Genomic DNA, 23,629 nt, shown 5'->3' with positions numbered 1-23,629 from the left:
ACGACTCCGGCGGCGCGGGCCGCGGTCATGTCGGTGGGGCTGTCCCCGACGTACACCGCGGCCTCCGGTGGGACGTCCAGCTGGCGCAGGGCGGCCTGCAGTCCGTCCGGGACCGGTTTGGGCCGGGTGTCCTGGCGGGTGATGACGACATCCAGCAGTTCGGCCACCGCAGGCGGTCGGGGTCCTGGAGGCTGACAGCGCCGGTGGCCGTGCCCTGCGCACGCAGGGCCAGCAGGCCGGAGAGCACGCAGGGGAACGGCTTCACCGGGTGAGCCGACAGGGCGCCGTCCCACCAGCGGTCGCACGCGTCGTCGGGATCGGCGACGTCCAGGGCGCCAGGACCTCGCAGCGGGGGCGGCGCAACGCGCCGGGCGGAAGGTCGCCCGGCGTCACGCGACGCCCGAGAGCGCAGGTGGCGACCGCCGCGAGGATGGAACGCACCGCGGCCGCGCTGTCCAGCAGCACCCCGTCCAGGTCGAACAGTGCCGCTCTGCGGGAGGTCGTCACCGGGCACCGTCCGGGGCTCGGACCAGAGCGCGCAGGACCAGGTGGTGGTCGGCGAGCAGGGCGGTGGCGCCCGCGTCCCGGTCCAGGACGCACACGGCCATGCCGACCAGCGCGCCACCGATCCGCAGCAGGCGGACGCTGCGCAGGAGACTGGCGCCGCTGCGGGCGGTGTCGTCAGCAGGACCGTCCGCCGGCCTCCCAGGTCGGCGCCCTCGATCTGCTGCCACGTGCCGTGTGCCTTGGGAGCGGGGCGCAGGAAGGCGGCGGGAAGACCGGTGTGCAGGGACACCGCCGTGGGCAGCAGGACGCGGGTGGAGTCGATGGCGTGGAGGGCTTCTAGAACGGCGCCGACGACGGCGACAGGGACAGCGTTGTCCTGGAACAGACAGACACGGATACCGATCCGAAGAGCACCCTGCGGCTCACGCCGAGCCACCGGCACGGCATGGGTCTGCGCGCAGCCTCGACGCTCTGAGGGCTGAGATGCCGCGCGCCGCGGCGGCCATGGTGGCGTTGGCTGCCTGCCGCCGGAAGCGGAACGATTCGGCGTTCTCGTTCGAGGGACAAAGCGCCTATCCCGCAGTCAGCGGGGGCATCGTCGGCCTTGACCGCACCGGTCCCCCGAAAGAGAGATCACCGTGACCGTTCGCTCCATCACGGCGGCCGCCGGCGCTGCCTGCAGCGCCTTCCTCCTGCTTCTGGCCCTGCCTGGCTCAGCCTCCGCGGCCACCGGACAGTTCCGCTACACCTACTCCACCGCCGAGGGATACGAAGCCGTCGGCTTCCTCAACAACCCCGCCAGCGGTGAGTGCATCAACCTCCCCGCGCCCGGCTCCGCCCCTGGAACGGCCTCGAGGGCGCCCATGAACCGCACGGACGCCACCGCCACCGTCTTCCTCAACGCCGACTGCGAAGGCGACACCTACTACACCCTGCGCCCGGGCGCAGGCGCGTCCGACCGCCTGCTCCTGCGCTCCGTCGTGTTCTCCTGAACACACGCCGGGCGTGCCCTGCACCACCGCTCCCGCCGGCCTTCGGCGGGGCAGGCGCGTGCAGAAGGCCGCCGACGACAGCAGGTCCGGCCCAGTGCTCTGCGTGAGCCCGGGCCGGACCGCGAGAGGGGGCGAATCTCTACGCTTCGGCGACCACCGGGACGCCCGACAGTTCCACCCCGGCCTGGCGGAGTTCCTCACGGGCCTGGTCGATGGTGCTGCGGTTGACGCCGGCGGTCAGGTCCAGCAGCACTCGGGTGGCGAAACCTGCCGCGGCCGCGTCCAGGGCGGTGGCCTTCACACAGTGATCGGTGGCGATACCGACCACGTCCACCGCGGTGACACCCCGCTCCCGCAGCCACGCCGCCAGTCCCGTCCCGTCCTCGTCGGCGCCTTCGAAGCCGCTGTAGGCGGCTTCGAAGGCGCCCTTGTAGAAGACGGCGTCGACCGCTCCCGCCTCCACCGCGGGGACGAAGTCCGGGTGGAAGCCGGATCCTTCCGTACCAGCCACGCAGTGCACCGGCCATGACGTCTTGAAGTCGGGGGTGTCGGAGAAATGATCTCCCGGGTCGATGTGATGGTCCCGCGTCGCCACCACATGCGTATACCCGGCCTCATCCGCCCGTGAGACCAGGTCGCACGCCTTCACCGCGATCTCGGCACCGCCGGCCACAGCGACGCTGCCGCCCTCGCAGAAATCGTTCTGCACGTCCACCACGATCAGCGCACGTCCCATGCCGCTGTCCTCCACTCCGCTCTCACGAACAGGATCTTTCACTCAGCCACGCAGTACTTCCCTCAGCGGGACTCCTCCTCTACGGCCCACCCGGGTTACTTCCGCCGGCCCGCCCTTCACTGCCTTCACGAAGCGGTCAGCGGGCCAGGACCACGGTGACCGGAGCATCGGCGCAGTGGCTGAGTTCTTCGGACAGCGCGGTGCGTTCGGCCGGGTCGACGCTCAGGTCCCAGCGGGTCTTGACGGCCACCCAGTCGGTGACGTACTGGCAGCGGTAGGCTGCCGCCGGCGGCAGCCACGTGGCGGGGTCCTGGTCCGCCCTCGACCGGTTCGACGCCGCCGACACCGCGATCAGCGCGCGGTCGTCCCCGAGGTCGTTGGCGTAGGCCTCCCGCTCCGCCGCACTCCAGGCGTACGCCCCGGAGTCCCAACTTTCGGCAAGTGGGACCAGATGGTCGATGTCCAGCCCGCGCGGGCCAGTGAGGTAGCGGTCGTGTTACCACTCCCCACCGGACAAGGCGCAACGCGGGCCCGCTCAGGCGCGATGACGGCTTCGGCCTTCAGGACCTCGGCCCGGGTTATCTGGACTGCTTCAAGAAGGCTGAGACACATGTGCCACAGGTGCTCCTACTGCTGTGCCTCACACAGTCGATGGACCCCGGGCGTGCTGGACAGCCCGGGGTCCATCGCTGTCCGAGGCCAGGGGCCCTGGGATCTTGGGCCGTTCCCGCGACGAACTGCGTTGCGGCCGCGATGGCCTCGCCGAAGCCGACCGGCGGGCTCGCCGCCTCACCCCGACGTGGGTCGCCGATCCCCTTGTCTGGAAGGTGGAGCTGGGAGCATGGACCCGGGGTGTGGGCGTTCACCACCAAGTTGCGGTCTACGTTTCCAGCCCTGTCAGATGGTCGTCGTCATGGTCACTCGTACTCCCCTGAGGTCGACGAATGCTGTGTAGGTTTGCCCCTCCTCGAAACGCCAGTCGGTGTTGTAAAGCGTCTGGCTGGTTGTGTACGTGCCGTCGTCCCGGCACTGCACGAACGGCTGCACGAGGACGACCCGGCCTTCACCCCTGATCAGCATCCCGAAGGACTGGCCCGGCACGGCGCAGGTCCCGCTCCAGTTGCTGACCAAGTCTGTGGGGCGGGGTGGGGGCGACACGCCGTCGAAGTGCAGGGACCATCCCGGAGTGTCGTGCGCCTCGGGCGCGGCCTGAGCTGCCGGAGCGACTGCCGTGAGGGCGGCAGTGACCGCCACACCGGTGAGGGCTCGTGCAATGCGTTTCACAGAAGACTCACCTCCGTGCCCCGGAGGATCCGAGGCATGACGAATCAAGGAATCTCTTGCCACGATGACGCTCGGGGCCACCCCGGCGTCTGAAGCCCCACGCACCTTCTTGCCGAACGCGTCGAGCAGTACGCACCCAGCCCGATCGCCGACGTCGAACTGTGAGCCGGAAAGGAAGTGGTGGCGGCCTGTTTGCTCCATGGTTCCCGCCTCGCTGTCGGGAAATTCCCTGGCTCACCCATCCGCGCAAGCGCCGACCCGGTGATCCTTCGCCGCTCCGACCGCCGGTGGTGCCGGGTGCGGCAGATCGCTGCCCGGGTCTCTTCGCTGCGCGCCGGCGCGTATCCCGGCACCTGGTAGCGGGCGTGTCGCCATGGCCGCCAAGGGCACCGGCACACGACGGTGACGAGGGGGTTCATCGCCCCGCAGCAGTCGGTGGGCAGACACCCGCCGTCTTCGGCCGCTGCTCACGCGGCCGGGGTGATACGGCTGGGCCCGCGACGGAAAGGGACGGACGTTCCACGCGGAGGCCGGCTGGCCGGTCCGGGCCGTCGCCATCCCCCGGCAAGGTGGCGCGCAGATCCTTTGGGCTGAATGATGCGCCTGTCCGAGCGCGTGGTCCGTGCCTGTCACGCCATCTATAGAAGGCTCACCGGTGGCGGCTGACGACACGACAGCCGCGGTTGAGGCCCCTCCCCCCACTGTCGATAGGCAGGCTCCATGCGCTTCTCCCTCCACCGAATGCGGCGTGCTCTCCTCTCCTGCGCACTGTGCAGTCTGCTGGCCCTGCTCGCCGTGACCGCCGCCCCCGGCCAGCGGGCCCACGCCTTCAACGGAAGCACCTCCCAGTGTGCGCTGCGGGGACAGGGAACCGAGGTGAACGAAGGCCAGAACACCGACTACACCCAGTTCCAGAACCCGATCGGCACCCAGAAGGTCGGCGTGGTGTACGTGGACTTCCCCGACGCGGCCGGCGCCGGTGATGTCGCCGACTACTACAACCTCCTGTCCCCGGCAGCCGAGTGGATGCGGAACGCCTCGTACGGCAAGACCTCGCTGAACCTGCGACCGGTGGTGAACCGGTGGCTCCGGATGCCGTCCAGCTCCGACTCCTACGGATTCGGCAGTCTCACCTACCAGCAGCACACCCGGTACGTGACCGATGCACTGCGGGCCGCGGCCAACGCCGGCGCCGGCCTGGCCGACTACGACCTGTTCTACATCGTCCCGACCAACCACTCCAGGATCGGCCACTCCACCGCATGGTTCTGGACGCCTTCCAACCCGATCGTCATCAACGGCACCCCGATCCGTCTGGCAGCGACGTTCGGTACGGACATGTGGCACTGGGGTTTCAAGGTGGCCGCCCACGAGACCACGCACCTCTTCGGAGCGCCCGATCTGTACGCCTTCAGCGGTGATCAGTTCCAGTACACCGGCGGCTGGGACCTCATGGGCCACATCACCGGGCGGGGCCCGCAGTACTTCGGCTGGGAAGCGTGGAAGTTCGGGTGGATCGGTGACAATCAGGTCGTCTGTGTGTTCCAGCCCAGGACCCAGAACACCATCGCGTTGAACGGCGTCGAGTACACCGGCGGCCACAAGCTCCTGGTGGTCAAAACCGGCCCCACGACCGCCTACGTCGCCGAGGCCCGGCGCAAGGCACACAACGACGACAACGCCTGCTCCACCGGCGTACTCATCTATAAGGTCGACACCTCCATCGCGACGGGCCGGGGACCGATCCGGGTGGTGCGCAATCCGAATGCCCCGGCACCGCCAGCGGGCTGCGACACGCTGGACATGTCCACCTGGCAGCCGGGCCAGACCTTCTACGACTCCACCACCAGGATCCAGTTCACCGTCCGGTCCGCCGACGATCACCACAGCACGGTGAACGCCATCAAGTGGTGACTGCAAGCAGGAAGACGGCCGTCCACCCTCGCTGCCCCTGCGCCGGCACTCGGAGACCTGGCCGGTCACGGGATCACCGCCCTGATGCCACGCCCGCGCAGGTCGCTGCGGATCACCCGGGACGAGCAGCCCGGTTCCGCCGAGAACCATCACCGGCCGCAGGCGCGGGCCGTCCGACCATCCTGGGCAGGCACAAGGCGGCCGGGATGTACTCGAAGGCGGGTGCATCACCGGCCTGACCGGGGCGCGGCAGGCGGCTCGTCGGCCGGGCTCCTCTTTTGTCTTCGGCGGGCCCCGGGGCGCACGCACGATGGTCGTGCCGACCACGACGCTCCCGTCCGTCCAAGTCGTCTCCGGTGCCGGCCCGGCCGGTCAGCCGACGGTGAAAAACGCTCCCCAGCGGCCGTCGACGGCCCAGTTCCGCAGCCGGATACGGACGCCCTACGACGAGCCGGACGCGGGCGGCAGAGGCACCCCTTGCGAGTACGTCCACGCGCTCGCGTCGAACACCCGATCAGCGTCGCCGCGACCTTCTGGAGAACTGTGGACCGCCGACACTTCCTCAGCAACGGCTTCGCCGTCTCCGCTTTCACCACGCCCGTCACGCGGTGGCTCACCCAGCCCGCGGACGCGGCCACCGCCCACCAGGGCGGCCGGCGTGTCGGCCGCAGTGACCTGACCGAGCTGTGGCAGGCCGCCGACGAGGCCCGCCTGTGGGACTCCAAGTTCGGCGGGGGCAACTGGAAGACCAGCTCCGTCACCGAATGCCTCCGCCTGCGCGCGGCCCCCCTACTCTCGGGCACCTACACGGAAGCCATCGGCAAGGAGCTGTTCGCCGCCACCTCGGAGCTTTCCCGCATTGCGGGCTGGGCGGCCTTCGACGCCGGCCGCCACGAAGAAGCGCAACGCCACTTCGTCCAGGCGCTGCGCCTCGCACGGGCCGCCGGCGACGTGCAGGCCGGCGCCTACGTGCTGACCACGATGTCCCTGCAGACCATGCTCCGCGGATTCCCGCGCGAAGCCGCCGACATGGCCGAGGGCGCCTACGAACGGTCCAAGGCCTCTGCCGCGCCGCGGGTGCTGGCCTTCGCGAAACTGGCCGAGGCCCGCGCCTACGGCCGCGCGGGCGACGCCAAGGCCGCCGCAGCCGCACTCACGCGGTCCGAGGCCCTGCTCGGCTCGATCCACCCCGGAAGCGACGACGATCCCGACTGGCTGTCGTACTTCACGCACGCCCGGCTCGCCACAGACGCCACCGAGATCTACCGCGACCTCGGACAGCCACAGGCCGCCATCGCCTGGAACGAGCAGGCCGACGCCATGCCCCCCGGACGCTTCACCCGCGCCGTCGGCATCCGACTGTCGGTCCTGGCCAGCACCCACCTCCAGGACGGCGACCTCGAACAGAGCCTCCACGTCGGCTCCCGCGCCCTGGAAGTCCTGCGCACCGTTTCCTCCACCAGGGCCCACGGCTACCTCCACAGCCTCACCACCAATCTCGAGCCGTGGAAGAAGGACAACGCCGACGTGTCCGGATTCATCCGCAGGGCCCGGAGCGAGCTGGCAGCGGCCTGACCGGTCACGCGGGAGGCGCCTCAGCTGGAGGAGGCGGCGTGGAGCTGTTCCAGGATCTTCTCCATGCCGTCGCACGATCGCCGCCCTGATGGGACTGCCCGTCGACTTCCGCACCGGCCTGGTTCGCCGCCGTGCCCTGGACCTGTACGAGGCGATCCCCGTCCACCACCGCGAGCGCGCTGTGCGGCAGCTGTGTGACGTCCTCGCGGCCTGACGCCGCGTCTCCAGGGGAGCCACCATCCCCGTACAGGGCGGCCGACGGCCCGCAGGCGCGGGGACTCGGACGAATGCGCGGTCGCAACGCCACGTCGTACGCCGCTGGCACTGTGTCGGACCGGCATGCCGGCGTTCTCCTCACCGCCGTCGCGTCGGGTGGAGTATGGACACATGCGGTCCTGCAATTGCGCGTTACAAGGTGTGTTACGACGCACCCGTGATCGATTGACTGACGATTTTGACCGTTGATTTTTCCCCGGCGTCATCTCCGGCGTACACCGAACGCACTTTCGCCCTTTCATGACGGGAAAAGACAGAGAAGTTTCGCCGGTGAAAACAGGCCATGACTGACACGCGATGCTACGGAAGTCAGGGAGATTTCGGCCGTGATCGCAACGAAAGTCGCCCGTCCTGGAGCAACCCGAGATATGAGCCTACATGCGGCAAATGGGTGATTGGCCTATCGCACTGTGTATCGGTAGCTTCACCCTCAGGTGCGTGCGGGACCCCGACTGCGTCGACCAAACCCCGTCCGAGGCCGCTGCCGGGCCAGAGGAAAGACCCACACCCAGGCCCTCCTCCGGCTGGCCCGGCAACGAATCAACCGTGCTCTTCGCGATGCTCCGCGACGGCACCTTCTACGAACCAAGAACCCCACGCCTCGCTTGACGAAAGACATAGGGGCACCCCCCCAGAGAACCCGCTGTGCCAGTGGTGCATGGCCCCCGTCCTCAAGCAGTGAGGCCCGAACATACGCCACACCAGCATCCGCCGCTGACCTCCCTGCCGACTTCCCAGGCAAGGGGAGTCCCTCCTACGGCCAGCCCCTTACCGGCGACTCCGCGGCCGGTGCGGTCGCCGTGGGCGCTTCATCGCCGGGCAATGCTTCAGGGCCAGACGACCTCTGGGCGCTCAACCCGGCGCGGTTGCAGCAGCCGGCCCTTGCCCATGCTGGCGGCCTACCGCCGCAGGACTTCCACCAGCGCACCCGGGTGTGGAGGGTCAACCGCAGTCGTTGCGGTTGACCTTCAGGGAGTGGGTCTGGTCGTTGAGGTTGTAGCTGCGCAGGTCGTGGATGGAGCCGCCACTGCGAGTGACGCACACCCACCGGTCGCTGTGGTTGCGCTTTTCGTAGACGCGGGCGGTGCGGTCGGAGTTGTTGCGGACCGAGCTGCCCCGGTCACGGATCGCGGAGGGCAGCTCCTTCACGCTGCCGTCCGCGGCCCGCCGCACCCACGCCCCTCCACGCACCGGAGCCGGGCCGTCGATGGCCCGGCTCCGGTGCGTCTGACCACCGTGCAGTGTCAGGGCAGCCGTTTCGACGACTTCGAGCAGCGCGCGGCAGGGAAGGGCGCCGCACCGACAACCGTGCAGGCCGACATAGCGCCGAACAGCGGTCGTGTCCTGCCGAAGTGGTCCATGCCCGATCCGGCGAGCGGGCCGAGCAGGACGACACCCAGCACCAGCAGGGTCATCGCCATGGGCGGCCGGGGTGCAGATGCCCGGCGCGCCAACGAAGGCTCGTTCGAGCCGGGGAGCGCCGGGGCTGTCGGCAGCACACAGGGAACAGAGGCGCAGGCGGCGGTCGGAAGCAGCGCAGCCGACAGCCGACTGTATAAGCGGCACCGAAGAGTCGCATATCCATTGACTAACGTCGGATAGCGGCATTAGTCTTCCGAAAAGAAACGTAAGGGGGTCTGCAGGACCCTCCGCGGACTTCCGCGCTGACGGCCCACCGACCTCACAGGCAGTCGCCGCACCAGCGCCCGTTCCGCCTTGAGCCGCTACGCGCCACCAGAGCCGCTAGGGAGCAATCCGCTATGACATCACCGCACTCCGCACCGCGCGGAGTGAGCACCAACGACCCTGCCGGGCCGGCCGAGCACGTCGACGTACTGATCATCGGCAGTGGGCCGACCGGGTCCGCGTACGCCCGCGTTCTCGCCGATGAGGCGCCCGGCGCCCGCGTACTGATGGTCGAAGCCGGCCCCCAGGTCTCCACTCCCCGGGGCCGGCACGTCAAGAACATCATCGACCCCGAGTCGCGCATCGCGGCGCAGACCGCTTCGCAGGGACCCGACCGGGACATCCGCCCCGGCGACCCGGTCCATTCGCGCCCTCCCGGTGTCATGGTGCGGCCCGGCACCTACCTGCTGGGAGAGAAGGCGTCAGGAGTGCCGGGCGAGGGCGACTCCGTCGATGGCATGGTGGGCATGCCGGGCGCGTCTCTGTCCACCAACGTCGGCGGCATGGGAGCTCACTGGACGTGTGCCTGTCCGCGGCCGGGCGAGGGCGAGCGCATCACCGACATCCCCGCCGCCGAGCTGGACACGGCGCTGGAGCGGGCCGAGCGGCTCCTGAATGTGACCACGACCGCCTTCACCGACGCCCCCTTCGCCGACGAGGTGCGCAAGCGCCTGGCGGCCGCACTGGACGAGGGCCGGGCGCCGGAACGGCGCGTGCAGACCATGCCGCTGGCCGTGGAGACCTGGTCGGACGGCAGTCGGCACTGGTCGGGGACCGACGTCATCCTCGGTGACCTAGCCGAGAAGGACACCGAGGACTTCGAGCTGCGCTCCGACACCCTGTGCCGCCGCCTGCTGCTGGAGGGGTCCACCGCGGTCGGCGCCGAACTGCAGCACCTGCCGACCGGCCGGCGCACCACCGTCACCGCCCGGTGGGTGGTCGCCGCCTGCGATGCGTTGCGCACCCCCCAGCTGCTCTTCGCGTCGGGCATCAGGCCGGCCGCGTTGGGCCGCTACCTGAACGACCAGCCGCAGATCGTCGTCGCCGTCCAGCTGGACCCTGCGATCCTGGCGGCGGCTCGTGAAGCAGCCACCGCGCAGCGCCCGGACGCAGCCTTCAACCCGGTCAGCGGTGTCAGCTGGGTCCCCTACGACCACGAGACCCACCCCTTCCACGGGCAGGTCATGCAGCTCGACGCCTCCCCCGTTCCGCTGGAGGGAGAGGTCGAGCCCGGCTCCATCGTCGGTCTGGGCTGGTTCTGTGCCAAGGACGTGCGCGCGCAGGACCGGGTGGAGTTCAGCGAGACGGAGACCGACCCCTACGGCATGCCGGCGATGACCCTGCACTACCGGTTGACCGAGGTGGACCGGATGCGCACCGAGGCGGCCAAGCGTGCGGCCGCCCGGGCGGCACGACTGCTGGGCACCTTCCTCGACCCGCGCGGGCCCCGGCGGCTTCCCAGCGGATCGTCGCTCCACTACCAGGGCACCGTGCGCATGGGGGCCGTCGACGACGGCACTTCTGTGTGCGACACACAGTCCCGCGTGTGGGGGACCGACAACGTCTACGTCGCCGGCAACGGCGTTATCCCCACCGAGACCGCCTGCAACCCCACCCTGACCTCGGTCGCGCTAGCTGCCCGGGGCGCACAGGACATCGCCCGCCGGTACCGCGAGGAGAACGCCCATGTTTCCTGACCGACTCATCGTCCCGGAGGAGCTGGGAGCGGAGGAGGACGCAGTCGGCGCGACCGCGGTGACCTTCCGGGTGCGGCTGCCCTGGTACCGGGCGCTGCCGATGGACGGACTGCACCTGTCGGACGTCGCCTTCGACGGCCGGCCGGTCACCTCCGATCAGCTGGACGTGCAGATCGACGGCACGTGGACGCCCTACGGGGAGGTGGCTGGGCTGCGCGGCGTGTGGTGGTTCGTGCTGGATCCGCTGCGGGTGCGTATCCGCGGCCTGGAGCAGGTCGGGGACGGAGAGCACGAGGTGACCGCGACCGTCGGTGCGCGCGTCCCCTACATCGTTCTGGGCAGCAAGGCCCTCGTCATCACCGAGGCCCTCACCCGGGTCCTCCCCCTGAGCGCAAGGAGCGCCGCATGAGCCGCGAGCTGCCGAAGCTCGGCGTCACCACCTACAGCTTCACCCCCCAGTACCACGGCCTGGAGCTGTCCTTCGAGGACGTCGTCCGCCGCATCGGCGCCCTCGGCATCGGGCCCGGGCTGGAGATCGTCGGCTTCCAGAGCATCAAGGGGTTCCCCGAGGTCCCGGACGACTTCGTGCGCCTCTTCCGCGGCCTGGTCGACGAGTACGGACTGGAGCCGTCGTGTCTGGCGGTCAACGCCGACCTGGGTCTGCTGCCCGACCGGCTGCTGTCGCCGCAGGAGATGGCCGACTATCTCGCCCCACAGGTGCAGGCCGCGGCGAAACTGGGCTTCCCCACCGTTCGGCTGCAGAAGCCCGCCGTACCCGAGGCCGTGGAGCTGCTGCTGCCCGTCGCCGAGAAGGCGCAGGTCAAAATGGGCTTCGAGATACACGCCCCGGACAGCGTCCGCAGCGACTGGGTCATGGCACTACGCGAACTGTACGACCGGCTGGACTCGCCGTATCTGGGGTTCATCCCCGACTTCGGCTCCAGCACCCGGCGGGTCTCCCCCAGCGTCTGGGAGGAGTACCGGCGGCGCGGTGTTCCCCAGGAGGCCCTGGACACGCTCGACGCACGGTGGAACGAGATCCACGCTTCCGACCAGCGGCCCTCGGAGAGCGAGCTGATGGGCGAGTTCTCCGAGCTCACCCGCTCCCTCGGTCTCGGAACCTTCGCCCATCCCCTGGCGATGTTCTGCGCCGGCATTCACGGCCACCAGGACCCGCAGGGGTGGGCGGAGATCGGATCACAGATCATCCACGTGCACAGCAAGTTCTTCGGATTCGACGAGGACAGTGACGAGCCCGCCATCCCGCTCGCCGACCTCCTGAAGGTGCTCGTCGACGCCGGCTACACCGGTTACCTCAGCAGCGAGTGGGAGGGCTGGCACTGGGATCCGACCCTCGATGCCGCCGAGATGGTGCAGCGCCACCACCGGCTCAGCCGCGGCATCCTCAAGTCCCTGTGACCATGACGCGGACGAGCCGCCCGGCAGTCGGGCCGGAGCAAGGAGCACCCGTGGCACCACCGTCCCCTGGGCGTCGCGGACGCGGCGCTCCCACTGCGCAGCGCGCGCGGGTACTGCGCGTCGAGCGCCTGACGCCGCACATGATCCGCGTCGTGTTCGGCGGCGACGGACTGTCCGGTTTCGACGCGGGCGAGTTCAGCGACCACTACGTGAAGCTGCTGTTCCCCGCGCCTGGCGTCGTTTACCCCGAGCCCTTCGATCTGCGGCGGGTCCGGGAGGAACTGCCCCGGGAACAGTGGCCGCGCATGCGGACCTACACCGTCCGGCGCTGGGACGCCGGCGCGCGGGAGCTGAGCGTGGACTTCGTCGTCCACGGCGACGACGGCCTCGCGGGCCCGTGGGCCGCTCGGGCGAAGGCGGGCGACGAGCTCCACTTCGTCGGTCCGGGGGGCGGCTATGCGCCCGATCCCGCCGCGGACTGGCATCTGCTGGCCGGTGACGAGAGTGCGCTGCCCGCCATCGCCGCAGCCCTGGAGCGCCTGCCGTCCCATGCCGAGGCCTACGCGTTCGTGGAGGTGGCGGGCCCCGAGGAGGAGCTGGAGCTGGCCTGCCCAGAGAGGGGGGTGATCCGCTGGCTGCACCGCGGTCACGGTCAGGTGGGCGAGGAGCTGGTGTCCGCGGTGCGTGCCTTCGCGTTCCCCGCGGGCCGTCCGCACGTCTTCGTGCACGGCGAGGCCGGCTTCGTCAAAGAGGTGCGCGGGCTGCTGCGGCGGGAGCGGAACGTGCCGCGGGAGTCGCTGTCCGTCTCCGGTTACTGGCGTGCGGGCCAGGACGAGGACGGATGGCAGGACTCCAAGCGGCAGTGGAACCGTCAGGTGGAGGCGGAACAGGAAGGGACCCTCACAGAGTCCGCTTGATGCACTTGACGGCCGGGGCCGCAGCCGATCGACGGCTGCGGCCCCGGCCATGCGCTGATCGTCACCCCGACCTCTTCTGTCAGCCGTGTCGATGCTAATGTCGCAAGACGACAGAAGCAGCGTGTGGATGACGACGCAGTGGGGAGACGGCGATGGCGGCCAGGAGCGGGACGGGAGCCGGTCCCGAGGATCTCTCGCAGACCCTGCTGAACATGCTGCGGTTCAACGGGCCCGCCACCAAGCCGGTGCTGACCGAACGAGTCGGCGCGGGCCGCACTCTGGTCACGCAGAAGATCAACGAAATGATCGACGCGGGGCTGCTCGCCGAGGACCGCGTCGGCCGGTCCACGGGGGGACGCATTCCGCGCGAAGTGCGTTTCCGCAGCGAGGCGGCCGCGGTCGTCGGCATCGAGGTGGGCAGCTCCGGTATCGACGCCGGGATCACCGACCTGGCCGGTCGGCCCGCCATCGCCCATCACGAAGCGTGGGACATCGCGCAGGGGCCCGAGGCGACCCTCGACCGGATCAAGCAGATCGTGGACCGCCTGCGCGCCGACCCGCAGGCGCCTACGGCACCGTTGGTCGCCGTCGGAGCCGGTCTGGCCGCGCCGGTGGAGTTCTCCACCGGCAGGCCCGTCTCTCCGCCCTACATGCCGGGGTGGGACGACTACCCGGTCCGTGACCGGCTCGCCGACCGCTTCGGCGTCGAGACGTGGGTGGACAACGACGTGAGCGCCATGGCGCTGGGCGAACTGCGCGCCGGGCTCGCCCAGGACGCGTCGGACTTCCTGTTCGTGAAGCTCGGCTGGGGCATCGGCGCGGGCCTGGTCTCGCGCGGGGGACTGCACCGCGGCGCGGACGGCTGCGCCGGCGACATCGCCCACATCCCGGTGCCGGCGGCGTCACCGGCACCGTGCCGGTGCGGCCGGCGGGGCTGTCTGGTCGCTCACGCCAGTGGTGCGGCGCTGACACGTGAAGCGCAACGTCTGGCGGACACCGGCGAGAGCCCTCATCTGAAGTCTCTGGCCGCACAGGGAAAGACGCTCCAAGCCGCCGACATCACGGCGGCCGCCCGCGCCGGCGACCCGGCCGCTACGGAGCTGCTGGTGCAGACGGGCCGATTCATCGGAACCGCTCTCGGCACATACGTGAGCTTCTTCAACCCCTCACTCGTCGTGATCGGCGGAGGCGTGTCGAAGGCCGGCGACATCCTGCTGGCCGCCATTCGTCAGGCGGTCTACGAGTTCTCACTGCCGCTCGCCACGCGCCACCTGCGCATCGTGCCTGCCGGGCTGGGAGACGCCGCGGGCATCGTGGGGGCCGCCTTCACCGCGCTGGACGCGGTGCTGCGCACGGACCGGATCGTGTGGTGGGCTGAGCAGCCGCTGAAGAACTGAGAACGGGCCCGGACGCCGTGAGGGATGCTGTGGATTCAACAGCATCCCTCACGGCGTCCGGGCCCGCAGCGATGTGCGGCGTCAGTCCGCGGGCTGAGCGAACACGGCGTCGAACCGCGCCGTCGCCGGAGCGAAGTCCAGGCCGCGCAGGAACGCCAGACTGGCCGGTGCCCCCTCATCCCGGGACATGCCCGCGTCCTCCCATTCCACCGACATCGGTCCGTCGTAACCGATCGCGTTGAGCATGCGCACGCACGCCTCCCAGGGCACGTCTCCTCGGCCGACCGACACGAAGTCGAAGCCGCGTCGTGGGTCGCCCCAGCTCAGGTGCGAGCCCAGGACTCCGGCCCGCCCGTCGAGCTGGATCTTGGTGTCCTTGCAGTCGACGTGGAAGATCCTGTCGCGGAAGTCGTGAATGAAGGCCCGCACGTCGACCCGCTGCCACATCAGATGCGAGGGGTCCCAGTTGAACCCGAAGGCCGGATGATGGTCCACCGCTTCCAGCGCGCGCTGGGCCGTCCAGTAGTCATAGGCGATCTCAGACGGGTGCACCTCCAGGGCGAACCTCACGCCCTGCTCGGCGAAGACGTCCAGGATGGGCCGCCACCGGTCGGCGAAGTCCCGGTATCCCTGCTCGATGACGTCCTCCCCCACCGGGGGGAACATCGCGACATAGGGCCAGATGGCGGAGCCGGTGAAGCCCACCACGATGTCCACCCCGAAGCGGCGCGCCGCCTGCGCGGTGACTTTGACGGTGTCGGCTGCGCGGCGTCGCACCCCCTCGGGGTCACCGTCCCCCCACACGGACGCGGGCAGTATGGCCCGGTGCCGGGTGTCGATGGGGTCGTCGCAGACTGCCTGGCCCACCAGGTGTGCGGAGACGGCCCAGCAGCCGAGTCCGTAGCGGTCCAGGATCTCCCTCCGCTCGGCCAGGTAGTCGTCGTCGTTCACAATGCGGTGCACGTCGAAATGCCGGGGGTCACAGGCGATCTCCAGACCGTCGAATCCCCAGTCCGCGGCCTTCTTGGCGACCTCTTCGAACGTGAGGTCCACCCATTGGCCGGTGAACAGAGTGTGTGGACGCGGCACGCTGACTCCTTCTGCTGAATGATCCGGTCGGCAGCCGGTATACACAGCCCGACCGTGTGCTGGTTATGCGTTGGCCTGTGCCGGCCGCTCGCCGCTGTGCGGACTCTCGCCGAGGTAACTGGACATGATCAGTCGGCGGTCCGCCCGCATCGCCTCCGCGGACTCCTCCAGTACGAGGTCGCCGTGGGACAGGACCAGTCCGCGGTCGGCGATGTCCAAGGCGAGGTGGATGTGCTGTTCGACCAGCAGGACGCCCGCGTTGGAGTCGGTGGCGTAGCGGCGGACCACCGGCAGCAGCTGCTCGACGATGACGGGTGCGAGTCCGAGGCTGAGCTCATCCACGATGAGTACGGAGGGCCGGCGGGCCAGTGCGCGGGCCAAGCCGAGCATCTGCTGTTCGCCGCCCGACAGCAGCCCGGCGCGACGGTGGCGCAGCGGCTGGAGCGCCGGGAAGTACGCGAAGGCCGTGTCCAGGTTCAGGGACTTTCCGCCGTGGCCGAGCCGGAAGTGTTCTTCGACGCTGAGACCGTGGAAGATGCCACGCCGGTCGGACATGTGGACGAGTCCCTTGCGGGCGACCGCCTGCGGTTTCGTGGACGTGATGTCCTCGCCGCGGAAGCGGATGGTGCCGGCCATCGCGGGCTGCAGGCGGGACAGTGCCCGCAGCGTCGTCGACTTGCCGGCCCCGTTGGGGCCCAGCAACGCCACCACTTCTCCGGCGCCGACGGTGAGGGAGAGGTCGCGGACGACGGGCATACCGAAGTAGCCTGCGGCGAGTTCGTCGACCTGGAGCAGGGGCTGCGCTGTCATGTCGTGGCTCCGATGTCGTGGGAGTCGCCGCTCTGTCCGAGATAGGCGTCGACGACGCGGGGATCGTTGCGGATCTGGTCGGGGGTGCCGGCGGCGAGAACCTTGCCGAACTCCAGGACGACGATGCGGTCGCACACCCCCATGACCAGCCCCATGTCGTGGTCGACGAGGAGCATGCCGATGCCCTGGGTGACGACGGTGCGCAGATGCTCGCCGAGGACCTGGCTCTCGTCGCTGTCGAGGCCGGCGGCCGGCTCGTCCAGCAGTACCACGTCGGGTGAGCAGGCCAGGGCCCGGCCCACGTCGACGAGTTTGCGCTGCCCCTGCGTCAGCTCGTCGGTGGCGCAGTCGGCGAGGTCGTCCAGATCGAGCAGGTCGAGCGCCGTGGTCACGGCGGGCGGCTCACTTGTCCTCACCCCGATGACGTCGCGCACCGTGTGCAGGAAGCCGGAGGGAGAGGCCGCGACGGTCAGGTTCTCCCGCACGGTGAGGTCGTCGTACAGCTCGGCCTGCTGCCATGTGCGGGCCAGGCCCAGGCGGGAGCGCCTGGCGGCGCTCAGACGCGTCAGGTCCGTCTCGCCCAGGCGTACGCTGCCCGAGGCCGGGGCGAAGCCGGTGGCCGCGTCGATGAAGGTGGTCTTGCCGGCTCCGTTGGGGCCGATGAGGCCGACCAGTTCTCCGGGGGCGATGGACAGGGACACGTCGGTGAGGGCGGCCACGCCGCCGTACCGCACGCTGAGGGCATCGATGGTGAGGGTCTCGGGCATCACTGTCCTCCGAGCTTGGCCATGGACCGGGCCGAGGCCGGGGATGTCGTCGTGGGGTCCGGGGCGTCGTCGCCGGGACGGTTGAGGAGGCGGCGGACGAAGGTGAACTTCGGCGGCGGCTGAAGGGCGATGCCGCTGCCGTTCATGATCAGGGTGACTACGAGGAGGACGCCCGCGATAAGGAGTTGGTAGTTGGTGGGCAGGCCCACGTAGCTGTCGAGGATGTGGCTGGCGATGCCCTCGGTGACCATGAAGCCGGCGATCAGGGCGCCCTTGATGGTGGTGATGCCGCCGATGTATGCGAAGGCGATGAGGGCGAAGGTGTTGACGATGTCGAACCGTGAGGGGTCGACCGAGCCGAAGTTGTACGCGTACAGCACGCCCGCGATGCCGACGGTGAAGGCGGACAGGGCGAACGCGGTGAGTTTGACGGCACGGGTCGAGATGCCGACCGCTGCCGCGGCCCGTTCGTTGGAGCGCACGGCCAGCATGCGCTTGCCCAGGCTGCTGCGGCGCACACCCACGATCAGGGCCACCACAGCGAGCAGGAGGATCAGGCAGACGAACCCGAACAGCGGGCTGGGCTGATCGGCGTCGTTGACGGGGAAGGAGCCCGTGGGTCCGAGGTTGATGCCGAACAGGGTGGGGGCGGCGACCGGGGAGCCGTTGCCTCCCGCGCCCCAGGAGGGGTTGTTGAACCCGAAGGCCTGCACGGCCACCGCGGCCGCCATGGTGAGCACGGCCAGCTGGACACCGCGCACGCGCAGGGCCGGGATGCCGATGAGCACGCCGAGGACGGTGGCGGCCAGCACGCCCAGCACCGGGCCGAGCGGGAAGCCGATGCCGGCGTTGAGGGCCAGCTTGGAGACGGTCAGGCCGGCCACGCCCGCGAACGCGTACTGCGCCAGGGACATCTGTCCCACGAAGCCGGTCAGCACCACCAGGGAGAGACAGGCGATGGCACCGATCATGGTGTTGGTCAGTGCCTGGCGCATGTCGTAGGGGAAGGTGAGCAGCGCCAGCACGCACAGTGCGGTGAGCACGGCGGCGGGCCGGGCGACTCGCTCGGGCGCGGGGGCCGGGGGCAGCCGCGGCTCGACGTAGGCGCCGCGCACCGGGAGCGACTTCCCGCGCCAGATCAGTGCGGCGACGATCACCAGGAAGTAGACGACGTCGGTCACACCGACGACGGCGGTGCCGTCCGCGGTGGGGAACCACGGCTGGGTCTGGCAGTACGTGGTGACGGCGCGCAGGGCTCCCATGCCGATGCCGGCCAGGGCGGCGACCGGGAACGAGGTGAAGCGGGCGATCAGGGCGGCCCCGAGCGCGGGGATCACTGCGATGGTCAGGGTGTTCGGGTCGAGCTGGGTCATCGGCGCGACGAGGATGCCCAGCGCCCCGCAGACGGTCGCGGCCAGGAAGCTGTTGGCCAGCGACAGCTTCTGGGGGGAGAGGCCGGACAGCAGGGCTTCCGCCTCGTTCTCCTGGGCGGCGCGCGTGGCGAGCCCGAAGCGGGAGTAGCGGTAGAGGGCCGTCAGGAGGAGGGCGCCGAGCAGGACGATCCCGACGAGTTCGAGCCGGTTGACGGGGACGGTTCCGCCCAGGATGTTCAGGGCGGTGGTGTCCAGGACGTCGCTCGCGGTCTGGCCCTGGCCGCCGAAGCGCAGCACGACGACGGCTTGGACGGTCATCAGGACGCCGACGCCGGCCACCAGCTTGGCCAGCGGCGACTGCCGGCGCAGGGGGCGGAAGACGGCGAAGTCGATGAGCAGCCCGAGGGCACCGGTAACGGCGACCGCGACGACGAACGCCACGGGCACGGGCACGGGGCCTCCGATGCCCGGGTAGAGCAGGGGCAGCAGCAGGTGTCCTTCGCGCAGCCCGTAGTAGAAGTAGGCGCCGAACATGGCCATCGCTCCGGCGGAGACGTTGATGGCGCCGGAGCCGCGGTAGGTGAGGACCAGGCCGAGGGCGATGCCCGCGATGAGGGCGCCCGGTCCCAGCCCGAGCAGGACGAAGAGGAGGAGCTGTTCCACGGTGGGGTTCCTTAGGCGTCGTGGCGGCGTTACTTGGGCGCGTTGATCCAGGCCCCGGACGCCTTCCAGACGTCGCTGCCCTCGTACTTGTAGAAGCGCACGGCCAGCGATCCGATGGTGGGGTTGTCGGCCACGGAGCCGAAGTCGAGGGTCGGTGAGCCGAGCAGGACCGGTCCGGCGTAGTCGCGTGCCGCTTCGGCGACGGACTTGGCGTTGATCTTGTCGTAACCCACCGTGTTGAGGATCTTGGCGGCGGAGAAGACCGCGGAGAAGCCGTAGGGGGCGTTGATCTGCAGTTCGGCGTTCTCGGGCGCGTAGGCGGCCATGACGGCGCGGAAGAAGTCGGTCTGCCCGGTCGGGTCGTCGGCCTGCAGACTGAGTGTGGAGCTGCTGTAGATCCACTTCGGGTAGTCGCCGAGGGAGTTCTTGATCTGATCGGTCGCGCAGAGGTTGGAGACGACGGCGGGTGTCGTCAGACTCAGCTGCTGGTACGCCTTGGCCAGGGCGGTGCATCCGGTCGTGGTGACGACGATGGGCACCACGGCGTCGGCCTTCTGCGCTCCCGCGGCGGTGAGCGGGGAGATCAGGTCGGTGCTGGTGGCCGGGAAGGTGGCGTAGGTGACCTTGATGCCGCGCGCTTCGAGGTCGTTCTTGAAGATTTTCGCGATGGCCAGGTCGCCGGCGTTGTCGTTGGAGACGATGGCGGCGGTCTTGGCCTTGAGCGTGTTCTCCAGGTACGGGCCGACGCCGTGGAGCGAGGCGAGTGCGCTGGCGTTGGTGGCGTAGCTGTTGGCCGCGACGGTGTCGGGACCGGGGTTGGCCTGTCCGATCAGGACGGGCTTCTTGCCGTCGACGGTGCGGTGCAGGGACTGGGTGCCGACGTTCAGCCCTCCTTGCAGGATCAGGCTGACCGACCGGTCCGCGAGCAGGCGCTGGGCACACACCTGTCCCTGCTCTTCCGAACTGACGATGTAGCAGCTCTTCAGCTTGATCGGGTGTCCGCCGACCCCGCCGAGCTTGGCGTTGATGTAGTCGGCGGCGGCCTGTGCCGCAACGGTGAACTCGGGGTTGGACACGGCACCGCCCTGCTGGTTGACCAGGCCGATCGTCACCGGCGTGCCCGTGGCCTTCGTGCCGCTCTTCCCGCCGCTGAACGTCGTGCCCAGAGCAGCGTCGATCTTCTTCGGTGCCCCCGAAGCCGAGGTCCCGGCGGAGTCCGCCGCACCGTTCGCGCACGCGGCCAGGGTGATCGCGCAGGTCAGGCTGGCGGCGGCGGTGCGGAGGCGTCGAGTCGTCGTTGATCTCACAGGTGCTCCTTAGGGGGCGGGCGAAGTCCACTCCGCCGTGCGACGGAGTGAGCTGAAGCGGGTGCCGGGCGGAGGAAAGGGTGGAGCGCAGCTGCGGACGACTGCTGCCGGGACGGTGTCGCCACCCTCCTGTCGGGTCGTCGTACGCACCGGACGTCGGCGCTTTCGGTGCCGCCGATAATGCACTTGAGTTGCTTAGCTATCCGAAGAGTCGATTGCTGCGTTAACCTCTTGCCGAATTGCGGCAAAGTTAAGTCTGACTGCGACGTAAGTCAACACTCTGAACCGCATCAGCCAGCCACCGGACAAGAAGGGGGAAACACCCATGTCCGCCCCGCCTCGCTCGGCCGGTCCCGATCATGACGCCCTCATCGGGACCCTGCTCCGTCTCGTCCGCTCCGAGTCCACCAGCACCCGCGCCTCGCTCACCGAGCGCACGGGCTTGGGGCGGACGATCGTCACTCAGCGAGTGAACGAGTTGATCGAAACCGGGCTGCTCACCGAAGCCGGCCGCGGCAAGTCCACGGGCGGCCGCGCGCCTCGCGAAGTGCGCTTCAGGCGGGAGGCGGCGTGCGTCATCGGCGTGGAGGTGGGGGCCTCCGGCCTCGAGGTGGCCCTGACCGACCTGGCGGGGTGTCCACTGGGCTTCCACGAGCAGCCCTGGGACGTGACGCGCGGACCGGAGGCCACCCTCGACCAGGTCGACTCGATCATCGGCCGTCTCCGGGCCGCCCATCAGCCCCCGGCGGTTCCACTGGTGGGCATAGGTGTGGGCCTTCCCGGCCCGGTGGAGTTCGCCACCGGTACCCCTGTCGCCCCGCCGATCATGCCCGGCTGGGACGGGTACCCGGTGAGAGACCGCCTCGCCTCCCGTCACGAGGTGGGCGTGTGGGTGGACAACGACGTCAACGTCATGGCCCTTGGCGAACTACGGGCGGGGACCGCCTCGGGGGTCCGGGACTTCCTCTACGTCAAGGTCGGCACCGGCATCGGTGCGGGACTGGTGTCCGGCGGACGCCTGCACCGGGGCACGGGCGGCTGCGCCGGGGACATCGGCCACATCACGGTGGCCCACGGCACCTCCCTGCCGTGCAGGTGCGGCAAACGCGGTTGCCTGGAGGCCCTCGCCGGCGGCGCCGCCCTGGCCAGGGACGCCCTGGCCCACGCCGAGAACGGGAGCAGCCCCTACCTCGCGGCACTGCTCGGCGACCAGCGGCCTGCCCTGACGGCCTCCGACGTGGCGGCCGGCGCCCGCTCGGGAGACCACACCTGCGTCGACCTGCTCAGAACGGCAGGAGAGCGGATCGGCCGGACCCTGGCCGGCCTGATCAGCTTCTTCAATCCCTCACTGGTCGTCATCGGCGGCGGCGTCGCCCTCTCCGGCGACCTGCTGCTCGCCTCCGTCCGCCAATCCGTCTATGCCCTGTCCCTGCCCCTGGCCACGCGCAGCCTGCGCGTCGAGATGTCGGCGCTCAGCAGTCATGCCGGCATGATCGGCGCGGCCTTCACAGCGATCGACGAACTGCTGACGCCCCGACAGCTGACCACCTGGACGCACCGACTCGCCCCCGATTCGCTGCCGCCGGCTGCTGCGACAGCCTGACCACACCACCTATTTCCACCCCCACCAAGGAGCGTTCATGCCTCGCCCGCTCAAGGCAGGTTTCATCGGTACCGGCTTCATCGGGTCCGTCCATGTCCGTGCAGCACGCCAGGCCGGCGCACACCTCGCGGGAGTGGTGTCCTCCACCCCCGAGCGAGCACAGCAGGCTGCCCGGACCCTGGGCGCCGAACGCGCCTACGCATCGGCCGACGACCTCATCGGCGACAGCGACATCGACGTTGTACACATCTGCACCCCCAACCATCTGCACACCCCGCTCGCGGCCCGGGCCCTGGCGGCGGGCAAGCACGTCATCTGCGAGAAGCCCCTCGCCCTGACCCACGCGGAGGCAGCCGGGCTCGTCGAGGCGGCAGAGCGTTCCGGACGCGTCGCGACGGTCCCCTTCGTCTACCGCTACTACCCCCTCGTCAGGGAGGCCCGGGAGCGCCTGCGCGGTGGAGAGGCCGGTCGGCTCAGACTCATGCACGGCAGCTACCTGCAGGACTGGCTGCTGCATGAGGACGACGACAACTGGCGCGTCGACGCTGCTCTGGGCGGCGCCTCCCGCGCCTTCGCCGACATCGGCTCCCACTGGTGCGACCTGGCGCAGTTCATCTCCCGACAGCGCATCGTCCGCGTCAGCGCCCGAAAGCTCATCGCCGTCCCCGAGCGTCGGCGGGGCGATGGCGGCGCCTCTTTCACCAGCGCCGCCAACGCAGGCGCCTCCTCGCTCGTGGACACCGAGGACGCCATGTTCGTCCACTTCGAAACCGAGGACGGCGTGCTCGGCTCGGTGACCGTCAGCCAGGTCTCCCCCGGCCGTAAGAACCGGCTGTGGATCGAACTGGACGCCAGCGAGGAGTCCTTGGTCTTCGATCAGGAAGAGCCGGAGACGCTGTGGTGCGGCCGCCGGGAGTCGGCCACCGTCATACGACGCGACCCGGCTCAGTTGACGCCGGCCGGAAGCATGCTGGCAACCCTGCCGGCCGGCCACCCGGAAGGGTACGCCTCCTGCTTCGAAGCCTTCGTCCGGGACACGTATACGGCCGTCGTCACCGGCGACACGCCCGAAGGCCTGCCGACTTTCACCGACGGGCTCGCGGCCGCCTCGATCACGGAGGCGGTGCTGGCCTCGGCTGGCAGGGAGCAGTGGGTCGAGGTCGACAAGCACGTCAACGCGTGACACCGCGGCTTCCGGCTTGCGTGCCCGCCGGCGCCGTCCGTAGCGCCGGGGCAGACCGAACTGATCGCCGACGGTTCGGCATCTGCTGTCCTTCCGGACCCGAGGAGGGCGTTTCCGCTGCGCGGACCAAGGGCTGTCCCGTGATCCCCGGCGGTCGCGCACGACAGCTACGGCGCCTCGCCGCATTGTCGGTACGTCCGCACACATCCCGTATGCGGACGTACCTCCGCTTTGCGATGCACCGCATCTGACGCCGCGCGGTGATCCACCAGGGATCACGGGACAGCCCTCAGGGGTGGGTGATTCCGTGGGAGTGGCGGCGTGTCGTGTCGTCACTCCCTCGCTCGGGAGGGTCGCCGATGCCATCAGTTGCCGGACCGCTGGAACAGCGTGAGCTCACCGCTCGCCGTCGCGTGGACGGTTGCGGGAGGAGG

General features: G+C 69.8%; 23 protein-coding genes and 2 pseudogenes. 12 read left to right on the top strand and 13 right to left on the bottom strand.

Annotated elements, in window-relative coordinates; all coding sequences use genetic code 11:
* Positions 1-14 precede the first annotated feature (14 nt).
* The 3 genes and pseudogenes from ACFYWQ_RS31395 to ACFYWQ_RS31385 form a co-directional block, all read right to left on the bottom strand.
* Positions 15-167, bottom strand: a pseudogene (locus ACFYWQ_RS31395) (HAD-IA family hydrolase); the annotation flags it as partial.
* Positions 168-261: 94 nt separating this feature from the next.
* Positions 262-507, bottom strand: a complete 246-nt coding sequence (locus ACFYWQ_RS31390; RefSeq protein ID WP_389521028.1) for a hypothetical protein — start codon at positions 505-507, stop codon at positions 262-264.
* Positions 504-734 carry a hypothetical protein gene (locus ACFYWQ_RS31385; RefSeq protein ID WP_389521026.1) on the bottom strand — a complete coding sequence of 77 codons (231 nt, stop codon included), beginning with the start codon at positions 732-734 and terminating at the stop codon, positions 504-506. Before ACFYWQ_RS31385 ends, ACFYWQ_RS31390 begins: the two co-directional genes overlap by 4 nt.
* Before the next feature lie 411 nt (positions 735-1,145).
* Between ACFYWQ_RS31385 and ACFYWQ_RS31380 the strand changes: the two genes are divergently transcribed.
* Positions 1,146-1,499: a hypothetical protein gene (locus ACFYWQ_RS31380; protein ID WP_389521024.1), complete on the top strand. Its 354-nt coding sequence runs from the start codon at positions 1,146-1,148 to the stop codon at positions 1,497-1,499.
* A gap of 139 nt (positions 1,500-1,638) precedes the next feature.
* Here ACFYWQ_RS31380 and ACFYWQ_RS31375 read toward each other — a convergent pair whose 3' ends face one another.
* From ACFYWQ_RS31375 to ACFYWQ_RS31365, 3 genes are all read right to left on the bottom strand, one after another.
* Complete coding sequence (locus ACFYWQ_RS31375; RefSeq protein WP_389521022.1) at positions 1,639-2,235, bottom strand: isochorismatase family protein; 597 nt, start codon at positions 2,233-2,235, stop codon at positions 1,639-1,641.
* A gap of 136 nt (positions 2,236-2,371) precedes the next feature.
* Positions 2,372-2,686 carry an HNH endonuclease family protein gene (locus tag ACFYWQ_RS31370; RefSeq protein ID WP_389521100.1) on the bottom strand — a complete coding sequence of 105 codons (315 nt, stop codon included), beginning with the start codon at positions 2,684-2,686 and terminating at the stop codon, positions 2,372-2,374.
* A 446-nt stretch (positions 2,687-3,132) separates the two neighbouring features.
* Positions 3,133-3,720, bottom strand: a complete 588-nt coding sequence (locus tag ACFYWQ_RS31365; RefSeq protein WP_389521021.1) for a hypothetical protein — start codon at positions 3,718-3,720, stop codon at positions 3,133-3,135.
* A 540-nt stretch (positions 3,721-4,260) separates the two neighbouring features.
* Here ACFYWQ_RS31365 and ACFYWQ_RS31360 point away from each other — a divergent pair.
* The 4 genes and pseudogenes from ACFYWQ_RS31360 to ACFYWQ_RS31345 form a co-directional block, all read left to right on the top strand.
* Complete coding sequence (locus ACFYWQ_RS31360; protein ID WP_389521019.1) at positions 4,261-5,433, top strand: peptidase M6; 1,173 nt, start codon at positions 4,261-4,263, stop codon at positions 5,431-5,433.
* Positions 5,434-5,976: 543 nt separating this feature from the next.
* Positions 5,977-7,008: a sporulation protein gene (locus ACFYWQ_RS31355; protein WP_389521018.1), complete on the top strand. Its 1,032-nt coding sequence runs from the start codon at positions 5,977-5,979 to the stop codon at positions 7,006-7,008.
* An 88-nt stretch (positions 7,009-7,096) separates the two neighbouring features.
* The gene (locus ACFYWQ_RS31350; RefSeq protein ID WP_389521017.1) at positions 7,097-7,222 is read left to right on the top strand and encodes a hypothetical protein; all 126 of its coding nucleotides are present in this window, start codon (positions 7,097-7,099) and stop codon (positions 7,220-7,222) included.
* Positions 7,223-7,763: 541 nt separating this feature from the next.
* Positions 7,764-7,893: pseudogene (locus ACFYWQ_RS31345) on the top strand (IS110 family transposase); the annotation flags it as partial.
* A 333-nt stretch (positions 7,894-8,226) separates the two neighbouring features.
* Here ACFYWQ_RS31345 and ACFYWQ_RS31340 read toward each other — a convergent pair.
* Together ACFYWQ_RS31340 and ACFYWQ_RS31335 are read right to left on the bottom strand one after the other, a co-directional pair.
* The gene (locus ACFYWQ_RS31340; protein WP_389521015.1) at positions 8,227-8,457 is read right to left on the bottom strand and encodes a peptidase inhibitor family I36 protein; all 231 of its coding nucleotides are present in this window, start codon (positions 8,455-8,457) and stop codon (positions 8,227-8,229) included.
* A gap of 71 nt (positions 8,458-8,528) precedes the next feature.
* The gene (locus ACFYWQ_RS31335) at positions 8,529-8,705 is read right to left on the bottom strand and encodes a hypothetical protein (protein WP_389521013.1); all 177 of its coding nucleotides are present in this window, start codon (positions 8,703-8,705) and stop codon (positions 8,529-8,531) included.
* Between the two features lie 339 nt (positions 8,706-9,044).
* Between ACFYWQ_RS31335 and ACFYWQ_RS31330 the strand changes: the two genes are divergently transcribed.
* The 5 genes from ACFYWQ_RS31330 to ACFYWQ_RS31310 all read left to right on the top strand — a co-directional run bounded on the left by ACFYWQ_RS31330 (position 9,045) and on the right by ACFYWQ_RS31310 (position 14,400).
* The gene (locus ACFYWQ_RS31330; protein WP_389521012.1) at positions 9,045-10,667 is read left to right on the top strand and encodes a GMC oxidoreductase; all 1,623 of its coding nucleotides are present in this window, start codon (positions 9,045-9,047) and stop codon (positions 10,665-10,667) included.
* A complete protein-coding gene (locus tag ACFYWQ_RS31325) occupies positions 10,657-11,076 on the top strand; it encodes a DUF6379 domain-containing protein (RefSeq protein ID WP_389521010.1) in 420 nt (139 codons plus the stop codon). The genes ACFYWQ_RS31330 and ACFYWQ_RS31325 overlap by 11 nt, the downstream gene beginning before the upstream one ends.
* A complete protein-coding gene (locus ACFYWQ_RS31320) occupies positions 11,073-12,086 on the top strand; it encodes a sugar phosphate isomerase/epimerase family protein (RefSeq protein WP_389521009.1) in 1,014 nt (337 codons plus the stop codon). Before ACFYWQ_RS31325 ends, ACFYWQ_RS31320 begins: the two co-directional genes overlap by 4 nt.
* 50 nt (positions 12,087-12,136) lie before the next feature.
* A complete protein-coding gene (locus ACFYWQ_RS31315) occupies positions 12,137-13,003 on the top strand; it encodes a siderophore-interacting protein (protein WP_389521007.1) in 867 nt (288 codons plus the stop codon).
* A 152-nt stretch (positions 13,004-13,155) separates the two neighbouring features.
* Positions 13,156-14,400: an ROK family protein gene (locus tag ACFYWQ_RS31310; protein WP_389521005.1), complete on the top strand. Its 1,245-nt coding sequence runs from the start codon at positions 13,156-13,158 to the stop codon at positions 14,398-14,400.
* A gap of 81 nt (positions 14,401-14,481) precedes the next feature.
* On the opposite strand, the gene ACFYWQ_RS31305 is transcribed toward ACFYWQ_RS31310, so the two are convergent.
* From ACFYWQ_RS31305 to ACFYWQ_RS31285, 5 genes are all read right to left on the bottom strand, one after another.
* Complete coding sequence (locus ACFYWQ_RS31305) at positions 14,482-15,489, bottom strand: sugar phosphate isomerase/epimerase family protein (protein ID WP_389521003.1); 1,008 nt, start codon at positions 15,487-15,489, stop codon at positions 14,482-14,484.
* Between the two features lie 63 nt (positions 15,490-15,552).
* Positions 15,553-16,299, bottom strand: coding sequence for an ABC transporter ATP-binding protein (locus ACFYWQ_RS31300; RefSeq protein WP_389521001.1), 747 nt, complete (start codon positions 16,297-16,299; stop codon positions 15,553-15,555).
* Positions 16,296-17,066, bottom strand: a complete 771-nt coding sequence (locus ACFYWQ_RS31295; RefSeq protein WP_389521000.1) for an ABC transporter ATP-binding protein — start codon at positions 17,064-17,066, stop codon at positions 16,296-16,298. Before ACFYWQ_RS31295 ends, ACFYWQ_RS31300 begins: the two co-directional genes overlap by 4 nt.
* Positions 17,066-19,102, bottom strand: a complete 2,037-nt coding sequence (locus tag ACFYWQ_RS31290) for an ABC transporter permease (RefSeq protein ID WP_389520998.1) — start codon at positions 19,100-19,102, stop codon at positions 17,066-17,068. The genes ACFYWQ_RS31295 and ACFYWQ_RS31290 overlap by 1 nt, the downstream gene beginning before the upstream one ends.
* A 29-nt stretch (positions 19,103-19,131) precedes the next feature.
* Complete coding sequence (locus tag ACFYWQ_RS31285) at positions 19,132-20,409, bottom strand: ABC transporter substrate-binding protein (RefSeq protein ID WP_389520997.1); 1,278 nt, start codon at positions 20,407-20,409, stop codon at positions 19,132-19,134.
* A gap of 325 nt (positions 20,410-20,734) precedes the next feature.
* On the opposite strand from ACFYWQ_RS31285, the gene ACFYWQ_RS31280 reads away from it, so the two are divergent.
* Together ACFYWQ_RS31280 and ACFYWQ_RS31275 are read left to right on the top strand one after the other, a co-directional pair.
* A complete protein-coding gene (locus ACFYWQ_RS31280; protein WP_389520995.1) occupies positions 20,735-22,012 on the top strand; it encodes an ROK family protein in 1,278 nt (425 codons plus the stop codon).
* A 37-nt stretch (positions 22,013-22,049) separates the two neighbouring features.
* Positions 22,050-23,195, top strand: coding sequence for a Gfo/Idh/MocA family protein (locus ACFYWQ_RS31275; protein ID WP_389520993.1), 1,146 nt, complete (start codon positions 22,050-22,052; stop codon positions 23,193-23,195).
* The last annotated feature ends 434 nt before the right edge of the window (positions 23,196-23,629 follow it).

Source organism: Streptomyces sp. NPDC003247 (genome assembly GCF_042888135.1).
Lineage (GTDB): Bacteria > Actinomycetota > Actinomycetes > Streptomycetales > Streptomycetaceae > Streptomyces.
Note: the sequence above shows the minus strand (reverse complement) of the source record. Positions and strands in the feature narration are given on the sequence as shown.